Here is a 16,695-nt window from a genome sequence, read left to right on the forward strand (position 1 = left end):
GGCATGCAGGACGAGAAAATCCTGACTGAAGTGGGCACCAACGAATGGCAGGTGGTCGTGTTCATGCTCGGGACCCAGCCGTTCGCCATCAACGTGGACAAAACCCGAGAGATCCTTCGATGGACCGGCGTCCGTCCTGTTCCCAAGGCGCACCCGGCGATGCGGGGCATCACGACCATCCGGGGCGAGGTGATCCCTCTCATCGACCTTCGGGCGTACCTGGGCATCGAACCCGGGGTGGAGGAGGAGCAGAGCAAGCTCATCGTGGCGGAGTTCAACCGTATGAAGCTGGGCTTCGTGGTGGACGCGGTGGACCGCATCTACCGCATCAACTCCGAGGAGCTGGACGCCTCCCTCACCGGGACCTTCCTGGGGGACAACGCCCTGTACGTCATCAAGCGGGAGGGGCGCAACATCCTCCTCCTGGACTACGAGCGCATCGTCCAGGTGGTGAACCCCGCCGTGGCGGAGCAGTTCAGGATGGACGAGGGGCACGCCCGGAAGATCACCGCCTCCCTGGGGGACCCGAACCAGTACAAGATCCTCGTGGCGGAGGACTCCCCCCTCATCCGGCGCCTCATCCAGGACGCCCTGGCGGAAGGGGGCTTCCACAATCTGGAGCTGGTGGGGCACGGCAAGGCCGCCTGGGACCGCCTCAACGACGAGGAGGACACCTTCCACCTGCTCATCACGGACATCGAGATGCCCAAGATGGACGGCCTGGCCCTGACCCGCAAGGTCAAGGAATCCTCCCTGCTGAAGCACATCCCCACCATCGTCTTCTCCTCCATCGTGGCGGAGGACATCAAGCGCAAGGCCCAGAGCGTGGGGGCGGACGCCCAGATCTCCAAGCCGGAGATCTCCCTGCTGGTGGAGACGGTGACGCGGCTGCTCAAGGCGCAGGGCTAGGTCCGGGTGGTTCAAAGCCTGCTCTACTGGAACCGGAACGTGGACCTGGACATCTCGTCCTGGATCCCCTACGGGGTGGACTACTCCCCCGTGTCCGCGAACCGGCTCCACAGCGATCGGCTCGCCCGCATCGCCTCCTTCGCCATGGACATGGACAGCGAGCTGCTCTTTCTTCGCAGCTTCCAGAGCGGCAACGGGGGCACCCTCTTCCGGGACCACCTCTACGACCCGGACCGGAGCGGCGAGGCGGAGCTGGGCTTCACCTTGGTGTTCACCTACTCCAAGGCCATTGAGGATCTGCTGGCGGGGCTGGAGGCCAAGTACGGCAACATCCGGGCGGGGCTCACCCTCTGCGGCGTCTGGGACCGGTCGGTCCTGCTGGACGAGTGCAAGGTGGTGGCCCTGGTGAGCGAGGACCCCTTCTTCGACGAAGACCGGTTCCTCGAAGGGCTGGAGGGGGACTTCTCCGCAGTGGTGGGGAGCCGCCACGGTTCCGCGGGGTTCTTCGCGGAGCGTTTCGGCTACCGCCGGGGGTCCATCCCCTACGAGACGGACGACGTGGTGCAGATGGCCATCGCCCAGGTGCTCTTCGACATCACCCTGGAGGAGACCCGGCGCATCGTGGGCCCTCCCCCGGAGGTGGCCTTCCCGGCCCTCCTGGAGGGGCTGCCTCCCCCGGAGGAGGAGGACGGAGCCCCGTAGCAAAACGCAGGCGGCCGACCCGGAAAGGGTCGGCCGCCTTTTTTCCCCAGATCTCAGGCTTCCTTCGGAAGCGCTGGCGTCGAGGTTCCGTCCTTGGGGTAGCCCTTGAAGCGGTCCACCATGTCCAGGAGGGTGTCGTAGGTTTTCTGGAGCCCCTCGTCGGCCTGCCGCTTCAGAAACTCTCCGATCCGCTTCGCCGCGTCCTGGAAGATCTTCTCGTAGTTGAGGCGCTGAGCGGAGGAGGGGACCGAAATGGCCCGGGCGGAGAAGTCTACTTCCCCGGGACCATCTAGCGGGGCGCCTGCCCCTGAAGGAGGGTACAGCCATGGACATTCCCCGGATCTTCAACATCACCGAAAGCGCTCACCGCATCCATAACCCCTTCACCCCCGAAAAACTCGCCACCCTCGGCGCGGCGCTGCGCCTGGAGGCGGGGACCCGGCTGCTCGACCTGGGCAGCGGTTCGGGGGAGATGCTGTGCACCTGGGCCCGGGATTACGGGATCGGGGGCACGGGGGTCGACATGAGCCCGCTGTTCACCGAACAGGCGGTGGCCCGGGCGGTGGAGCTGGGCGTCGCCGACCGGGTCACGTTCCTCCACGGCGATGCGGCAGGTTTCGTTTCGGAAGACAAGGTGGGCGTGGCGGCCTGCGTGGGTGCCACGTGGATCGGCGGAGGGGTCCCCGGGACGATCGAGCTTCTGTCGCGGAGCCTGCGCCCCGGGGGGATCCTGCTCCTGGGCGAGCCCTTCTGGCGTCAGGTACCCCCGACGGAGGAGGATGCCAAGGGGTGTCTTGCCCAATCCATCTCCGACTTCCTCTCCCTTCCGGGGCTTCTCGCGTCCTTCGGCGGTCTGGGCTACGACGTCGTGGAAATGGTCCTGGCGGACCAGGACGGTTGGGACCGATACGAGGCGGCCAAATGGCTCACCATGCGCCGCTGGCTGGAGGCCCATCCCGGCGACGAGATGGCCCAGGAAGTGCGAGACCTGCTGACCTCGGAACCGGTGCGCCACGCCGCCTACACCCGGGAATACCTGGGGTGGGGCGTGTTCGCGCTGATGCCCCGGGGATGAAGGGTTTCCCGTGTGTCCCGGGTCCTGATCTGGTTGTATCCCTGCACACCCGGAGGCTGATCCTTGATCCGCTGGACGTCGCCGACGCGGCGGCGGTCTTCCGGTACCGTTCCCTCCCCTCGGTCCGGCGCTTTCAGATGTGGGAACCTGGGTCCCCTGAGGAGGTGGCGTCGTTCCTCCGGGAACCCGGGCGAAGGGAGTGGGAAACACCGGGGGTCTGGCACCAGCTGGGGCTGCGGGAGCGCGGGGGCGGGGCGCTGGTGGGAGACTGCGGTTTCCGCTGCCCCGTCGAGGATCCCCGGCAGGGGGAGATCGGGATCACCCTCGCCCCGGAAGCGCAGGGAAAGGGGCTTGCCGCGGAAGCCCTCCGGGCCCTCCTGGAGTACCTGTTCGTCCGAAGGGGGATGCACCGGGTCTTCGGGTCCGTGGATCCCGAGAACAGGCCCTGTCGCAACCTGCTCCACCGTGTGGGGATGCGCCAGGAGGCCCATTTCGTGAGTAGCCTGTGGTTCAAGGGGGCGTGGGTGGACGACCTGGTCTTCGCCATGCTGGAACGGGAGCACGAGCCGATGGGGGAACGTCTCTAGGGGGCATGGCGGGGCGGGAACGTCGGAGGGCCTTTGGGAGGCGCGGGGCGTCTCGCATGGGAACGGACGAAGGGGGATGAGGGTCCATGGTGGTGCGGGAGGTTCTGGGGAAGAGCATCCTGTCCCCGTCGAAGATCTACCCCTATGCCCTCAACCCCTACGTGGGCTGCCAGCACGCCTGTTCGTACTGCTACGCCCGTTTCATGAAGCGGTTCACCGGTCACCGGGAACCCTGGGGGTCCTTCGTGGACGTGAAGGTCAACGCCCCGGAGCTTCTCGCCCGGGAGGTGCGCCGGAAGAGGCCCGACCGGGTCTGGGTCAGCGGGGTCTGCGATCCCTACCAGCCCCTGGAGGAACGGTACGGGATCACCCGGAAGTGTCTGGAGATCCTGGCGGAGGCAGGCTGGCCCCTGGTGGTCCAGACCCGCTCCGGGCTGGTGCTGCGGGACCGGGACGTGCTGGGCCGGTTCCGGGACGGGGAGGTGGGGTTTTCCGTCCCCACGGCGGACGACGGGATCCGCAGGGCCTTCGAACCTTGGGCCCCGCCCATCGGGGAGCGGATCCGGGCCCTGGGGGAGCTGCACGGAGCGGGGATCCGGACCTACGGGATGATTGCCCCCCTCCTCCCCGGGGCGGAGGGGCTGATGGATCTGTTGGCGGGGGTGGTGGACCATGTCCTGGTGGACCGCATGAACTACCGGGGGGGCGAGGGGGTCTACCGGAGCCTGGGGCTGGAGGAGTGCCTTTCCGAGGGGTATGCCCGTCGGGTGGGGGAGGAGATCCGGGCCGATTGTCTGCGCCTGAACGTGGCGTGTCGGGTGCTCTTCTGAAGGCCCGGGGCGGGAGGCGTTGGGGGCGAAAGGGTTTCCCTTGTGCGGGAAGTGGGGGTTCGGCCTTTCCCTTCGGGCTGGAGGCGCGTTTCCGAGGGGACTAGGATGGCCTGAAGGGACGGAGGAGGGACATGGGGGCAAGGAGGATGGACCTGGACGCCACGGATTGGAGGATCCTGGCGTATCTGCGCCGCAACGCCCGGGCGACGTTCCAGGAGATCGGCTCCGCCGTGGCCATGACGAGGCCCGCGGTTCGGGAACGGGTGCTTCGGATGGAGGAGGCGGGGCTCATCGCGGGCTACCGCGCGGAGATCGAACCGGACGTCTTGGGGCGGACGGTGCACGTGATGGTCCACTTCAAGTTCCACGGCGACCGGGCCTACGCGGGAAGGCCCAACGACGTGCTGATCCGCTTCCTGAACGCCTGCCCCCGGGTGATCCGGTACTGGGAGATCTACGGGGAGCTGGATTTCCTCATCGAGGCGGCCTTCGCCTCCAAGGAGGAGCTTCACCGGTTTCTCGACGACCTTCGGGCCTACGGTTTCGTGCGCTCCCACCTGATCGCCCTGGCCTGCCTGGGGCCCTTCCCGGATCCCCAAGGGGAGGGGGCGGACGGGGAAGGCGGGTAGGGGGGCGATCCCACACAAGACGAGGAGGAACGGCCATGGGGACCATGCGGGTGAAGAAGGTGTACCGCCGGGAGGACGGGAAAAAGGTGATGGAGATCAACGTCCTTCCGGGGAAGTACTGCACGTTCCAGTGCGTGTTCTGTCCCATCCCGGAGAAGGGGACCCAGACGGAGGGGGCGTACTCCTTCCCGGACACGGAGGCCTTTCTGGGGGACCTGGCGGAGCAGATGGACCGGGAGCGGCCGGACGTCCTGTTCCTCAACTCCCTGGGGGAGTCCTTCTGTAACGACCGCCTCGGGGATCTCATCGACCTGGGGCACCGGAAGGGGGCGCAGGTCAGCCTCTACAGCAACGGCTACCTTCTGGGAGACCCCTCCCATGCCGCCCTGGCATCCCGGTGCGACGAGGTCTCCGGGGAGATCAAGGGGGTGACGGAGGAGTCCTTCCGCAAGCTGCAGCGTCCCCTGGAGGGGCGGACCCTGGAGGAGTACGTGGACCGGATGGTCCGGTTCCGGAAGGGCTACGGGGGGGCCTTCGCGGTCTACGTGACCCTGATGAAGGGGGTCAACGACGATCCGCAATCCCTGGGGCGCCTTCGGGACATGCTGAAGCGTCTGGCCCCGACCCGGGTGGTCCTGGAGACCTTCACGGACGAGCGGTTCGGCAAGGTGTGGGGCATCCCGGAGGAACGGGTGGAGGACCTCCGCAGGGCGCTTCTGGGGGAGGGCTAGCCCCCCCTCGGGGTCCTCGGTTTGCGGTGCCGGGACCCGGGAGGCTATAATTCATGGGCTCGAAGCGGTGGCGTGGGTTTCCGCTTCCGATTCTAATGTCCTTGATGGGGGAGAACGGCATGGCGAAGAACATCACACCCAGGGCGCAGGATTTTTCCCAGTGGTATCTGGACGTGATCCGAGTGGCGGGACTGGCGGACTACGCCCCGGTCCGGGGTTGCATGGTGGTCCGGCCTACGGGCTACTCCATCTGGGAGGTCATCCAGAAGCACTTCGACGAGGGGTTCAAGGAGACGGGGCACGTGAACGCCTACTTCCCCCTGCTGATCCCCCACTCCTTCCTGGAGAAGGAGGCCCAGCACGTGGAGGGCTTCGCCCCGGAGTGCGCCGTGGTGACCCACGCGGGGGGGGAGGAGCTGGAGGAACCCCTGGTGGTGCGTCCCACCTCCGAGACGGTGATCGGCCATATGTACAGCAAGTGGGTGCAGTCCTGGCGGGATCTGCCCCTGCTCATCAACCAGTGGTGCAGCGTCATGCGCTGGGAGAAGCGCCCCCGCCTCTTCCTCCGGACCTCCGAGTTCCTGTGGCAGGAGGGGCACACCGCCCACGCCACCCGGGACGAGGCCATGGAGGAGACCCTCACCATGCTGGAGGTGTACCGGCGCATCATGGTGGAGGAGCTGGCCCTGCCGGTGGTGGCGGGGGAGAAGTCCGAGGGGGAGCGCTTCCCCGGGGCGGACAACACCTTCACCTGCGAGGCCATGATGAGCGACAAGAAGGCCCTTCAGGCGGGGACGAGCCACTTCCTGGGGCAGAACTTCGCCAAGGCCTTCGAGATCGCCTTTCAGGATCAGGACGGGCAGGTGCAGTTCGCCTGGACCACCAGCTGGGGGGTCTCCACCCGGCTCATCGGAGCCCTCATCATGACCCATGCGGACGACGACGGCCTGGTGCTGCCGCCCCACGTGGCCCCCGTCAAGGTGGCCCTGCTGCCCATCAGCACCGACGAGGAGCGCCTCGCCTCGGACCTGGAGCCCAAGGCGCGGGAGCTGGTGACGGCCCTGGAGGCCCGGCTGGGTCGCCGCTCCGTGGCCCTGGACACCCAGTACCACATGCGCCCCGGAGACCGGTTCTTCTCCCACCTGCAGAAGGGGGTTCCCCTGCGCCTGGAGCTGGGGGAGCGGGAGTGGCAGGAGGGCCGGGTCCGGGCGGTCCGCCGGGACACGGGGGAGAAGATCGACCTTCCCTGGGACCGGCTGGCGGAGGAAGTGCCCGCCATCCTGGAGCAGATCCAGCAGAACCTGTACCAGCGGGCCCTGGAGTTCCGCCTCGCCCACACCCACGACGTGTCCTCCTTCGACCAGTTCCGTTCCACCCTGGAGGAGAAGGGGGGCTTCCTGCGGGGCTACTTCGCCGGGACCCGGGAGGACGAGAAGGCTATCAAGGAAGCCACGGGGGCCACGGTGCGCTGCTTCCCCCTGGAGGACCAGTCCACAGGCACCTGCTTCTACACCGGCAAGCCCGGGGCACGGCGGGCCCTCTTCGCCAAGGCCTACTAGGTCAGGGGTGGGGGGGGAGGCGCAACAGGGAACAGGCGTCTCGCCTCCCGATGGTTCCCGAGGACCCCTTCCCTCCCCGAAGGGGGGAGGAGCTGCGGGGGGAGACCAGGGGCGGCAGATCCGCCTCGGGGAAGTTCTCCAGGACCTGGTCCGAGGAGGCCCGGAGGAAGGAATCCACCCACCAGAACACGTCCTGCTGTCGAATCCTTGCACGGAGGCGCCCCATGCGGCGCCTCCGTTCGTCTTCCGACATCTCCACCGCCCGGTGGATGGCCTCCGCCATGCCCTCCAGGTCGTAGGGGTTCACCAGGAGGGCCTCCCGCCCCATCTGGACCGCCGCCCCGGCGAACTCGCTCAGCACCAGGACCCCGTCCCTCCCGGGGTGGCAGGCGCAGAATTCCTTGGCCACCAGGTTCATGCCGTCCTTCAGGGAGGTCACCAGGGCCACCTCCGCCGCCTGGTAGAGGGCCACCAGGCCCGGGCGGTCCAGGGCCTGGTAGAGGTACACCACCGGCACCCACCCCATCTCCGTGTAGGCCCCGTTGATCCGGCTCACCAGCTTCTCGATCTCCTCCTTCAGGCTCCGGTAGGCCTCCACGTCCTGGCGGCTGGGCACCACCAGCTGCACCAGGGTGACCTTGCCCCTCTGCTCCGGGTGGAGTTCCAGGAAGCGGCGGAAGGCCTGGAGGCGCTCCAGGATGCCCTTGGTGTAGTCCAGACGGTCCACTCCCAGAAGGAGCTTCCGGTGGCCGTGCTTCTCCCGGATCTCCCGGGTGCGCCGCCGCACGTCTCGGGATTGGGCCAGGGTGTCGAAGTCCCGGTAGTCGATGCTGATGGGGAAGCTCCCCGCCCGGAGGGTCCTCCCGTCCGCGTCGATGCGGAAGAGATCCCCCTCCCGGTGGGCCCGGCTGTCCGGGAAGAGGGCCTTGAGGCTCTGGAGGAAGTGCCGCAGGTCCCGCTCCGTCTGAAAGGCCAGGAACCGGTAGCGCAGCAGCGCCCCCACCAGCTCCTTCCGCCAGGGCAGCTTGAGGAAGATGTCCGCCGGGGGGAAGGGAATGTGGAGGAAGAAGGCGCACCGGAGCTGCTTGGGGGAGTCCTCCAGCATGGAGGCCAGGGGGATGAGGTGGTAGTCGTGGATCCACAGGAAGTCCTCTTCCCGGGCGTGGCGCAGAACCACCCGGGCGAACTTGCGGTTCACCTCTCCGTAGGCCCGCCAGTAGTCCGGCTCGAAACGGCACCGGGTCTGCAGGTCGTGGAACAGGGGCCAGATGATCTCGTTGGAGAAGCCCTGGTAGAAGAGGCGCACCTCCTCCTCCGACAGGAACACCGGCAGGAGGCGGTAGCCGCTGGCCTCCGACGCCGGCCCCAGGACGGTCTTGATGCCCGGGATGTCGATGGTGTCGGAGGTGCCCACCCAGCCGATCCACAGCCCCCCCCGGTTTCGGAGGATGGGAGAGAGGGCCGTTACCAGCCCTCCCGATCCGGGGCGGATGGACCACTGTCCCGGTTTGCCCTCCAACACCACGGGAAGGCGATTGGACACCACGACGAGGCGCGAGGAAAGCTGGTTCATCATGGGAACCTCCTGTTCCGAAGCAGGGTGTGGAAGCACCAGCCCTCCAGGAAGGCCAGCACCTCCTCGGGGGGGCGAATCCAGGCCTGGGCCCGGGTGGGGCGCCAGGCGCCCCGCACCAGCACCGAAAGCCCCCGGGTGCCCAGGGCGGCGAAGGCCCGCTCGTCCGTGAGGTCGTCCCCCAGGTATGCCGCGGGATGGGTCGGGTCCGTTTCCTCCAGGAGTCGGGCCACCGCCCGTCCCTTGTGGAACCCCGGGACCACCATCTCCAGCCCCCCGTCGAAGGGCAGAAGCTGGAGGTTGTACCGCTCCGCCACGGTGGTCCAGCGGGCCTGAAGGGCCTTGCGGATCCGGCCCCGTTCCCCCTGGGGGATGCCCCGCCAGTGGGCCGCCACGGAGACGGGCTTGCGCTCCACCTTGTGGGGCGGCAGCCCCAGAAGGGCGCTCCAGTGGGCCCTTCGGAGCCCTTCTTTCCTTGCCGAGTCCAGGTCCGGCTCCTGGTAGGTCCCGTCGGGGCGGAGGCGCTCCGCCCCGTGGGACCCCCAGATTTCGGGGGAAGGGTGCAGGCGCAGGAGGTTCTGGAGGGACTTGGCGGGCCTTCCCGTCACCAGCACCACTCGGGTCCGGCTCTCCCGTCCCAGGGTCTCCAGCAGGATCGGGATCCCCGGATAGGGGCGGGTTTGCAGTCGGCTTTCCCGAAAGGGCGCCAGGGTTCCGTCGAAATCCAGCATCAGCAGGGCCCCGGAAGACCGGTTCAAGCGAGTCCAGAGGGGGCCCAGGACGGGGATCATGGACCCGCGTACACCTCCAGGCGTTCCGCGTCCCCGGCCTCCAGGCTCAGGAGGAGGGCCAGGTGGTTGCGCAGGAGTCGGGTCATGAGGAAGTGCTCCCGCACGTGCTCCCGCCCCGCCGCCCCCATGGCGTTTCGCTCCTCCGGGTGGTGCAGCAGGTCCAGGAGGCGCAGCGCCGCCCCCTCGGGGGTGCGGACCCGGTAGCCCGTGCGCCCGTCCAGGACCTGGAGGCGGATCCCTCCCACGTCGCCCCCGATCACCGGGCGTTCCTTCCACAGGGCCTCCGCCACCGTGAGGCCGAAGCCCTCCCGGAGGGACTTCTGGAACACCACCGTCGCCGCCCGCTGGAGGGCGTTGATGGTGCGGTGGGCGTCCGGGGGCAGCACCAGGAGCTTCACGAAGGGCAGGTCCCGGGCGGCGGCCCGCACCTCCTCCAGCACCAGGGCTCCCTCCGGGTCGTCGTCGGCGCTCCCCCCCGCCAGCACCAGTTGGAGGGGGTCGGTGAGGGCGGCTCGCTCGCAGGCCCGGATGACCCCGATGGGGTCCTTGAACCGGTCGAAACGGGAAACCTGGAGGATCAGGGGCAGGTCCGGGTCCAGGTCGAAGGGTGCCAGAAGACGGCCGATCTCCCGCTCCTCCAGGGGCAGGTTCTTTTCGCTGATGGGATCGATGCAGGGGGGGATCAGGTATTGGGTATGGGGGAGGGGTTGGGCGAAGTCCGGAAGGGAGAAGATGCTGGCGTCGTATCCCTTCACCCAATGGCGCACGTACCGCCACACCCCCGGCACGGGGTTGCTCACGTCGATGTGGCAGCGCCAGATCCATTTGCCCCGCCGGTTCGGGCACAGGGAGTGGAGCATGGCGGGCTGGGGATCGTGGATGAAGACGTAGTCCGCCCCCTCCAGAAGGTCCCGCAGGCGCTCCGCGTTGCGCCGGTTGGCGTCCTCGTAGGCCTCCCTCATGGACTCCGTGAAGGGGGAGGGCATGCCCTGGAGGGTGTTGTGGAAGGTCTTGGTGGCCTGGAAGAACCCCTCGTCCCCCTCGATGACCTCCCAGGAGGAGCGGATGCCCAGCTCCTGCTGGAGGGGCACCAGGCGCTGGAGGATCTCCGCCACCCCTCCCCCCACCCGGGTGGAGTTGACGTGCACCAGGGTCTTCCCCTCCAGGGGCTTCGCCATCTGCCGGAGGAGGGAGATCTCCTCGGAGCCCGCATGGGGTTCGTACCGTTCCAGAAGGCCGTTCATGACCGATCCCTCCCCAGGTCGCGGATGTACGTGGCCAGCCGGTCCCGAAGCTCCCGCAGGGAGAAGAGGTACGGGTCCAGCAGCGTCAGGGGGCGCAGCCTGTCTTCGGGGATCCCGAAGCCCGAGAGCCAGAAGGTGAAGTCGTCCCGCCCGTCGGGGGTGCGGCGCAGGGCGTCCACGAAGTGGTAGAACACGCACCCGCTGGGGGAGAGGGAGAGCTGGTCCCCCAGCTCCTCCGGGGTCTCCGCCTCCAGTCCCGTATCGAACACCAGCATCTGGGCCTTGACGAAGAAGAAGTCGCTGCGGCTCTTGGCCCAACTGAGGAAGTCTCCCCGGGAGAGGCGTTCCTCCAGCACCGTCAGGAGGGCCTCCCGCAGGGACTCCAGATTCGGGAAGAGGGAGGGGTTCAGGGCATCCAGGCGTTCCGCCGTCTCCGGGTCTCCCACGTCCCGGGCGACCCAGGCGGCGAAGTCGTTGTAGTGGTCCGGGTCCGGTCGCGGGCGCAGGAGCTGGCCCCAGAAGTGGTAGTGCAGGGAGCTGGGGGGGACCTGGATCAGCCCGTCCCGGAGTTCCTTGAGGGTCTGGGCCCGGTGCCCCGCGCTCTGCACCACCAGGGCGCAGTTGCGCAGGCGAAAGGGCTCGAAGGGGCAGGTGTTCGGGGTCATGGACATCCCTCCTTCGTCAGTGGCCGTGGTTGCTGCGGGCGGACGGGGACGGGGCGCCGAAACGGTGAGGGTGGAAAGGGGCGTCGGGTTATCAGTATAACATGACGAAGGAGTCCCGGCCTGGGGGGTTACTTGCCGATGCAGAACTCTCCGAACACCCGATCCAGCAGGTCTTCCCCCGGGTCCTGCCCCGTGAGGCCCGCCAGGGCGCTCCGGGCCTCCCCCAGGCAGGCCGCGGCGGCGTCCCATTCCGAAGCCTCCAGGGCGGAAGCGGCCGTCTGGAGGGCCTCTCCGGTCCGGTCCAGGGCCTCCATCTGCCGCCGGGTGATGCTCAGGGCTCCCTCCAGGGTTCCCGATCCCCCCAGAACCTCCACCATCCGGTCCTTCAGGGCCTCCAGACCCACCCCCTCCAGGGCGGAGACGGAGCACACCGCACACCCCGGGACGAGGGCTTTCAGGGCCGCCTCCGACACCGCCTCGGGGAGGTCCGTCTTGTTGCGGGCCACCAGCAGGGTCTTCCCCCGGAGGGACGCCGCCAGTTCCCGGTCCTCCTCCGTCAGGGGTTCTCCCGCGTCCACCACCCAGACCCGCAGGTCCGCCTCCTCCAGGGTTCTGCGGGCCCGTTGGATCCCCAGAGCTTCCAGGGGGTCGGCGGAGGAGCGGATGCCCGCGGTGTCCACCAGGCGCAGGGGAACCCCCCGGTGGGTGGTCACCGCCTCCACCAGGTCTCGGGTGGTGCCCGGCAAGGGGGTGACGATGGCCCGGGCCTCCTGAAGCAGGGCGTTGAGCAGGGAGGACTTCCCCACGTTGGGACGTCCCACCAGCCCCACCCGGATGCCCTCCCGAAGCAGCATCCCTCCCAGACAACGCTGCCGCAGATCTTCCGTCCGGCCCTTCAGGGACCGCAGCCCCGCCCGCAGGTCCCCCTCCTCCAGGGGGGGGATTTCCTCCTCCGGGAAGTCCAACAGGGCCTCCAGGTGGGCCGCCAGGTCCGTGGCCCGTCCCAGGAGATCCCGGAAGGCCTCCCCGGTGCGTCCCTGAAGGGCCCGGCCCGCCGCCGTCAGGGCTTCCCGGCTTCGGGAACGGATCACCGAGAGCACCGCCTCCGCCTGGGAGAGGTCCAGCCGTCCGTTGGCGAAGGCTCGGCGGGTGAACTCTCCGGGTTGGGCCAGGCGGGCTCCCAGGGAGAGCAGCAGGTCCAGGCACGCCTGGGCGGGCAGGGCTCCCCCGTGGCAGTGCAGCTCCCCGCTTTCCTCGCCGGTGTAGCTTTTCGGGGCGGCGAAGCGCACCGCCAGCACCTCGTCCAGGATCTCCCCCTCCGGGTCGATCACGTGTCCGTGGCGCATCCGCCAGGGTTCCGTCCGGGACAGAGGGACCCGGCCCCGAAAGGCCCGGTCCAGCAGGGCGGTGCACCCGTCCCCGGAGAGACGCAGCACCGCGATGCCGCCCTCCCCCCAGGGGGTGGCGAGGGCGGCGATCACGTCCCCGGACGAAAGGGCGGGGGCGGGAGTTTCCCCGTCCCCGCCCCGGAAGCTCCGGTCCGTCAACCCGGGAGCATCTCCCTCATGGCCTGTCCCAGGCGACTCATGCCCTCCTCGGTCTGTTCCGCCGAGGCGAAGGTGAAGCAGAGGCGCAGGGCGTTCTGTCCCCCGTCCTGCTTGGGGTAGAAGGCCTTGCCGGGCACGAAGGCCACCTTCTTCTCCACCGCCTTCAGGAACAGGGTGTCCGCGTCCAGGCTCTTCGTCTGGGCCCAGCAGAAGAAGCCTCCCTGGGGCTTCACCCAGGAGACCTCCTCCAGGGGCAGGTGGCGCCTCATGGCCGCCTCCATGGCGTCCCTCTTCTTCCGGTAGTGGTCCACGATCCGGGGCAGGAAGCCGTCCAGGTGCCCCAGACGGCAGTACTCGTACACCAGGGCCTGGGCCACCAGGCTGGCGCACACGTCCACCCCCTGCTTGAAGACGGCCATCTTGCGGATGATCTCCCGGTTCCCGGCGCACCAGCCCACCCGGGTTCCCGGGGCCAGGATCTTGGAGAAGGAACCGCCGTACACCACCACCCCCTGGTCGTCCAGGGAGAAGAGGGTGGGGAGGTGTTCCCCGTCGAAGCGCACGTAGCCGTAGGGGTCGTCCTCCAGCACCGCGAAGCCGTAGCGGTGGGCGTACTCCAGGAGCTTCTTGCGCCGCTGTAGGGAAAGGGTGCACCCCAGGGGGTTGTGGAAGTTGGCGATGGTGTAGCAGAGCTTCACCTTCCGGCCCTGGCGCTGGGCGGACTCCACCAGCTCCGGGATCCGGTCCACCATCATGCCGTCGGCGTCGCAGGGCACCGTGAGGAAGTCCGCCCCGTGGTTGTGCATGTTCAGGAACACCCCCAGGAAGGAGGGGTCCTCGATGAGGATCAGGTCGCCCGGGTCGACGAGGGACCAGCAGAGGAGGTCCGACACCTGGGAGGAGCCCGCGGTGATGAGGATCTCTTCGTCCTCCACCGTGCGCCCCATGCGGGGGGCCGTCCAGGTGCGGAGGAACTCCTTCAGGGGAGGGTAGCCCTCGGTGGTGCCGTACTGGAGCACGTCCCGTCCCTGGGTCTTCAGGATCCCCGCGGCCTCGTAGAACAGGTCCACCGGGAAGATCTCCGGGTCCGGCATCCCCCCGGCGAAGGAGATGATCCCGGGCTTGCGGATGAGGTGGAACATCTCCCGGATGGGGGAAGGCCGCAACCCCGCCACGGTATGGCTGTACAGCTTGTCGAAGAAGCCGCTCAAAGCGCATCCCTCCTTACGGACTGGGTCCCCTTCGGGGGCCTTCTTGTCCAGAATAGCATAAAAAAGTGGGGGGATTTCCCCCCCACGAAAAGGCGAACGAAGGTTTTTGCCCTTTGCCGAAGAAAAACCCTAACTCTTCAGGTCGCGGATGGCCTCGGCCAGCCTCACCGCTCCCTCCTCCAGCTCCTCGGGCTGGGCGAAGGAGAAGCACAGGCGCAGGCAGTCCTCCCCGCCGCCGTTGGCGAAGAAGGACGGGCCGGTGACGAAGGCCACCCCCCGGTCCACCGCCTTGAGGAACAGCTCCTTGGTGTCCACTCCCGGCAGGCGCATCCAGAAGAAGAAGCCCCCTGCGGGGATGTGGTACTCCGCCTCCGCGGGCAGATGCTTGCGGAAGGCCTCCGCCATGCCGTCCCGCTTCACGCTGTAGTGCTTCAGGATCTTGGGGAGGAAGCCCTCCAGGTGTCCCAGGTTGCAGTACTCGTACACCAGGGCCTGGGCCACCACGCTGGTGCACAGGTCGTTGCCCTGCTTCATCATCACCATGCGCCGGATCAGCTCCGGGTCCCCCACCATCCAGGCCACCCGGGAGCCCGGGGCCAGGATCTTGGAGAAGCTGCAGGCGTACACCACCCGGCCCTCGTCGTCCTGGGAGAAGATGGTGGGGTCCGAGACGCCGTCGTACCGCAGGTGTCCGTAGGGGTCGTCCTCGAAGAGGATCAGGTCCCGCTCCTTCGCCAGCTCCAGCAGGGCCTTGCGGCGCGGGGCGCTCAGGGTGGCGCCGGAGGGGTTCTGGAAGTTGACGATGGCGTAGACGAACTTGACCCGGTGTCCCTCCGCCGCGGCCCGGTCCAGGATGCCCGGAAGCAGGTCCACCCTCATGCCCTCGGCGTCGCAGGGGACCGTGACGAACCGGGCCCCCCGGTTGCGCATGGTGTGCAGGGCCCCGGGGTACGTGGGATCCTCCACCAGGATGCTGTCCCCGGGGTTCACCAGGACGCTGCACAGCAGGTCCATGCCCTGCTGGGACCCGGAGGTGATGAGCATCTCCTCCGGCGCCGTGGCTCGGCCCATGCGGGGGGCCATCCACCGGGAGAGGAACTGCTTCAGGGGCTCGAAGCCCTCCGTGGGGCCGTACTGGAGGACCTCCCGTCCCCGCTCGGAGAGGATCCGGGTGGCTTCGGAGAACTCCGCCACCGGGAAGATGGCCGGGTCGGGGTTCCCGCCGGCGAAGGAGATCATCCCCGGCTTCTTGGTCAGCTTGAGGAGCTCTCGGATGGGGGAGGGGCGAAGGTTCTTCGCCACGTCGGACAGATGGGAATCCCAGGCTACACGGCTCACAGCGATCCCTCCTAGGGCTGGAATGGGATCATTATACCCCACACGTTTAACGTACAATTCGTGAAAAGGCGACGGAGCGGGGCGCCGCGATCAGTCCTCGTTGCGGGCCAGATTCGAGTAGACTTCCTCCAGCAGCTTGCCGTATTCCGTGGTGCCGTTGCCCCCGTAGAAGGCGAACCCCGCCGCCACGGCGAGGCGGAAGGGGGTGAGGGCGGCCTCGTCCAGGATCTTCGACACCCCCGCCCTCACCCGGTTGTAGAGGGTCCGGGCGCCGGAGGAGGGGGTTTCGGGGAGGAAGAGGAGGACGCAGTCGTCCCTCATGCGGAAGGCCATGTCGCAGGTGCGGATGGTCTTGAAGACCACCTGGACGAACTTGCCGTAGGCGTCCTTCTGCTCCTTCGGGGGCAGGGGGCCTTCCACCAGGCTCTCGTACTCCAGCTTCAGCAGCACCACCGCCAGCCACCGCCGGTAGCGCCGGGCCCGCTCGATCTCCTCCTCCCCCCGCCTGCGGGAGTGGGCCTCCGTGTACAGCCCCGTCTCCGAGTCCAGGTAGCTATCCCCCGTCCCGGAGGCGGGGGCTTCCATCTCCGGCTGGGGGCTCAGGATCATCAGGGTCCCCCGAGGGGTGGTGCGGGGGAAGAGAAACCAGGTGGTCTCCCCCAGGGAGACCTGGTGCGCCTCCGGCGGGAAGAGGTCCGAGGCGGGGGTCCCCACGATCTCCTCCGGGGGCTTGCCCAGCAGGGCCGCCAGCTCCCGGTTGATCGCCGCCACCAGCCCCCCCTCGCCCACCAGCAGGGAGGGAAGGGGGATCTGGGGGACCAGGTCGTCCAGGGGGATCTCCCGCTCCGCGGCCAGGGGGGGGGAGGACGGAGACGGGGAAGGGGTCGCCAAGTGGGGAGGAGCGGCCGGGGGCTGCACCGCTCCGTGGAGCGCCAGGATCATGCCCATGCAGAGCAGGGCCACCCCGGTCCAGGAGAACAGCCCCGGGGTCCCCAGGGCCAGGGAGAGGGTGGTCACCAAAAGCCCCTGGGCCAACAGCTCCGCCGCGGCCAGCCCCAGAGGGTCTTCCTTCCAGGCCAGACCGATGTAGCCTCCCGTCAGGGCCGCATAGCCCATGAAGATCCCTGTCCACAGGGGAAGCCCCAGGGTCGTTCCCTCCCCCCGGACCCCGCTTGAGACCAGGAGGATGAGGATGGGCAGGGACACCAGGGGGGGAGTCCCCAGCCAGACGAGAAACGAACCTCCGCGATGGACGGTCACCCAAGCACCTCCCGGGTCCAGTGGTCTCATCCTTTTCCAAGCCT

The 16,695-nt window shown here is 68.3% G+C and carries 16 protein-coding genes; 8 read left to right on the forward strand and 8 right to left on the reverse strand.

Features of this window, described 5'->3' with window-relative positions; genetic code table 11:
- The first annotated feature begins 3 nt into the window (after positions 1–3).
- From APAU_RS02730 to proS, 8 genes are all read left to right on the forward strand, one after another.
- Positions 4–909: a chemotaxis protein CheV gene (locus APAU_RS02730; RefSeq protein ID WP_006300139.1), complete on the forward strand. Its 906-nt coding sequence runs from the start codon at positions 4–6 to the stop codon at positions 907–909.
- 6 nt (positions 910–915) lie between these two features.
- Positions 916–1,611, forward strand: coding sequence for a hypothetical protein (locus tag APAU_RS02735; RefSeq protein WP_006300140.1), 696 nt, complete (start codon positions 916–918; stop codon positions 1,609–1,611).
- Positions 1,612–1,936: 325 nt separating this feature from the next.
- Positions 1,937–2,686 (forward strand): SAM-dependent methyltransferase, encoded by a 750-nt coding sequence (locus APAU_RS02740; protein ID WP_006300141.1) that lies wholly within the window; start codon positions 1,937–1,939, stop codon positions 2,684–2,686.
- Entirely contained in the window at positions 2,683–3,273 is a 591-nt protein-coding gene (locus tag APAU_RS02745) for a GNAT family N-acetyltransferase (RefSeq protein WP_006300142.1), read from the forward strand. Before APAU_RS02740 ends, APAU_RS02745 begins: the two co-directional genes overlap by 4 nt.
- Before the next feature lie 86 nt (positions 3,274–3,359).
- Positions 3,360–4,103: an SPL family radical SAM protein gene (locus tag APAU_RS02750; RefSeq protein WP_006300143.1), complete on the forward strand. Its 744-nt coding sequence runs from the start codon at positions 3,360–3,362 to the stop codon at positions 4,101–4,103.
- Positions 4,104–4,234: 131 nt separating this feature from the next.
- Positions 4,235–4,732, forward strand: coding sequence for an Lrp/AsnC family transcriptional regulator (locus APAU_RS02755; protein WP_006300144.1), 498 nt, complete (start codon positions 4,235–4,237; stop codon positions 4,730–4,732).
- 35 nt (positions 4,733–4,767) lie between these two features.
- Positions 4,768–5,463: a radical SAM protein gene (locus tag APAU_RS02760; protein ID WP_006300145.1), complete on the forward strand. Its 696-nt coding sequence runs from the start codon at positions 4,768–4,770 to the stop codon at positions 5,461–5,463.
- A 119-nt stretch (positions 5,464–5,582) separates the two neighbouring features.
- A complete protein-coding gene (gene proS, locus APAU_RS02765; RefSeq protein ID WP_040345474.1) occupies positions 5,583–7,022 on the forward strand; it encodes a proline--tRNA ligase in 1,440 nt (479 codons plus the stop codon).
- A 1-nt stretch (position 7,023) separates the two neighbouring features.
- On the opposite strand, the gene APAU_RS02770 is transcribed toward proS, so the two are convergent.
- The 8 genes from APAU_RS02770 to APAU_RS02805 all read right to left on the reverse strand — a co-directional run bounded on the left by APAU_RS02770 (position 7,024) and on the right by APAU_RS02805 (position 16,651).
- Complete coding sequence (locus APAU_RS02770) at positions 7,024–8,595, reverse strand: alpha,alpha-trehalose-phosphate synthase (UDP-forming) (protein ID WP_156789412.1); 1,572 nt, start codon at positions 8,593–8,595, stop codon at positions 7,024–7,026.
- Positions 8,595–9,386, reverse strand: a complete 792-nt coding sequence (gene otsB, locus APAU_RS02775; RefSeq protein ID WP_006300148.1) for a trehalose-phosphatase — start codon at positions 9,384–9,386, stop codon at positions 8,595–8,597. Before otsB ends, APAU_RS02770 begins: the two co-directional genes overlap by 1 nt.
- Positions 9,383–10,630 (reverse strand): glycosyltransferase, encoded by a 1,248-nt coding sequence (locus APAU_RS02780; RefSeq protein WP_006300149.1) that lies wholly within the window; start codon positions 10,628–10,630, stop codon positions 9,383–9,385. The genes otsB and APAU_RS02780 overlap by 4 nt, the downstream gene beginning before the upstream one ends.
- On the reverse strand, positions 10,627–11,295 hold the full coding sequence (locus tag APAU_RS02785; RefSeq protein ID WP_006300150.1) for a DUF5752 family protein: 669 nt from the start codon (positions 11,293–11,295) through the stop codon (positions 10,627–10,629). Before APAU_RS02785 ends, APAU_RS02780 begins: the two co-directional genes overlap by 4 nt.
- Before the next feature lie 128 nt (positions 11,296–11,423).
- Positions 11,424–12,842 (reverse strand): tRNA uridine-5-carboxymethylaminomethyl(34) synthesis GTPase MnmE, encoded by a 1,419-nt coding sequence (mnmE, locus tag APAU_RS02790; protein WP_006300151.1) that lies wholly within the window; start codon positions 12,840–12,842, stop codon positions 11,424–11,426.
- On the reverse strand, positions 12,839–14,053 hold the full coding sequence (locus APAU_RS02795; protein ID WP_006300152.1) for an aminotransferase-like domain-containing protein: 1,215 nt from the start codon (positions 14,051–14,053) through the stop codon (positions 12,839–12,841). The genes mnmE and APAU_RS02795 overlap by 4 nt, the downstream gene beginning before the upstream one ends.
- 129 nt (positions 14,054–14,182) lie before the next feature.
- Positions 14,183–15,391 (reverse strand): aminotransferase-like domain-containing protein, encoded by a 1,209-nt coding sequence (locus APAU_RS02800; RefSeq protein ID WP_006300153.1) that lies wholly within the window; start codon positions 15,389–15,391, stop codon positions 14,183–14,185.
- Positions 15,392–15,481: 90 nt separating this feature from the next.
- The gene (locus APAU_RS02805; RefSeq protein ID WP_006300154.1) at positions 15,482–16,651 is read right to left on the reverse strand and encodes a PAS domain-containing protein; all 1,170 of its coding nucleotides are present in this window, start codon (positions 16,649–16,651) and stop codon (positions 15,482–15,484) included.
- Positions 16,652–16,695: the final 44 nt, after the last annotated feature.

Origin of the sequence: Aminomonas paucivorans DSM 12260 (assembly GCF_000165795.1) — a bacterium.
Classification (GTDB): domain Bacteria; phylum Synergistota; class Synergistia; order Synergistales; family Synergistaceae; genus Aminomonas; species Aminomonas paucivorans.

Excerpts from the sequence above, each read along its gene's own strand:
- APAU_RS02740 (WP_006300141.1), top strand. The coding sequence starts at position 1,937 with ATGGACATTCCCCGGATCTTCAACATCACCGAAAGCGCTCACCGCATC.
- APAU_RS02785 (WP_006300150.1), bottom strand. The coding sequence starts at position 11,295 with ATGACCCCGAACACCTGCCCCTTCGAGCCCTTTCGCCTGCGCAACTGC.
- otsB (WP_006300148.1), bottom strand. The coding sequence starts at position 9,386 with ATGATCCCCGTCCTGGGCCCCCTCTGGACTCGCTTGAACCGGTCTTCC.
- APAU_RS02755 (WP_006300144.1), top strand. The coding sequence starts at position 4,235 with ATGGGGGCAAGGAGGATGGACCTGGACGCCACGGATTGGAGGATCCTG.
- APAU_RS02760 (WP_006300145.1), top strand. The coding sequence starts at position 4,768 with ATGGGGACCATGCGGGTGAAGAAGGTGTACCGCCGGGAGGACGGGAAA.
- APAU_RS02750 (WP_006300143.1), top strand. The coding sequence starts at position 3,360 with ATGGTGGTGCGGGAGGTTCTGGGGAAGAGCATCCTGTCCCCGTCGAAG.
- proS (WP_040345474.1), top strand. The coding sequence starts at position 5,583 with ATGGCGAAGAACATCACACCCAGGGCGCAGGATTTTTCCCAGTGGTAT.
- APAU_RS02780 (WP_006300149.1), bottom strand. The coding sequence starts at position 10,630 with ATGAACGGCCTTCTGGAACGGTACGAACCCCATGCGGGCTCCGAGGAG.
- APAU_RS02745 (WP_006300142.1), top strand. The coding sequence starts at position 2,683 with ATGAAGGGTTTCCCGTGTGTCCCGGGTCCTGATCTGGTTGTATCCCTG.
- APAU_RS02770 (WP_156789412.1), bottom strand. The coding sequence starts at position 8,595 with ATGAACCAGCTTTCCTCGCGCCTCGTCGTGGTGTCCAATCGCCTTCCC.
- APAU_RS02730 (WP_006300139.1), top strand. The coding sequence starts at position 4 with ATGCAGGACGAGAAAATCCTGACTGAAGTGGGCACCAACGAATGGCAG.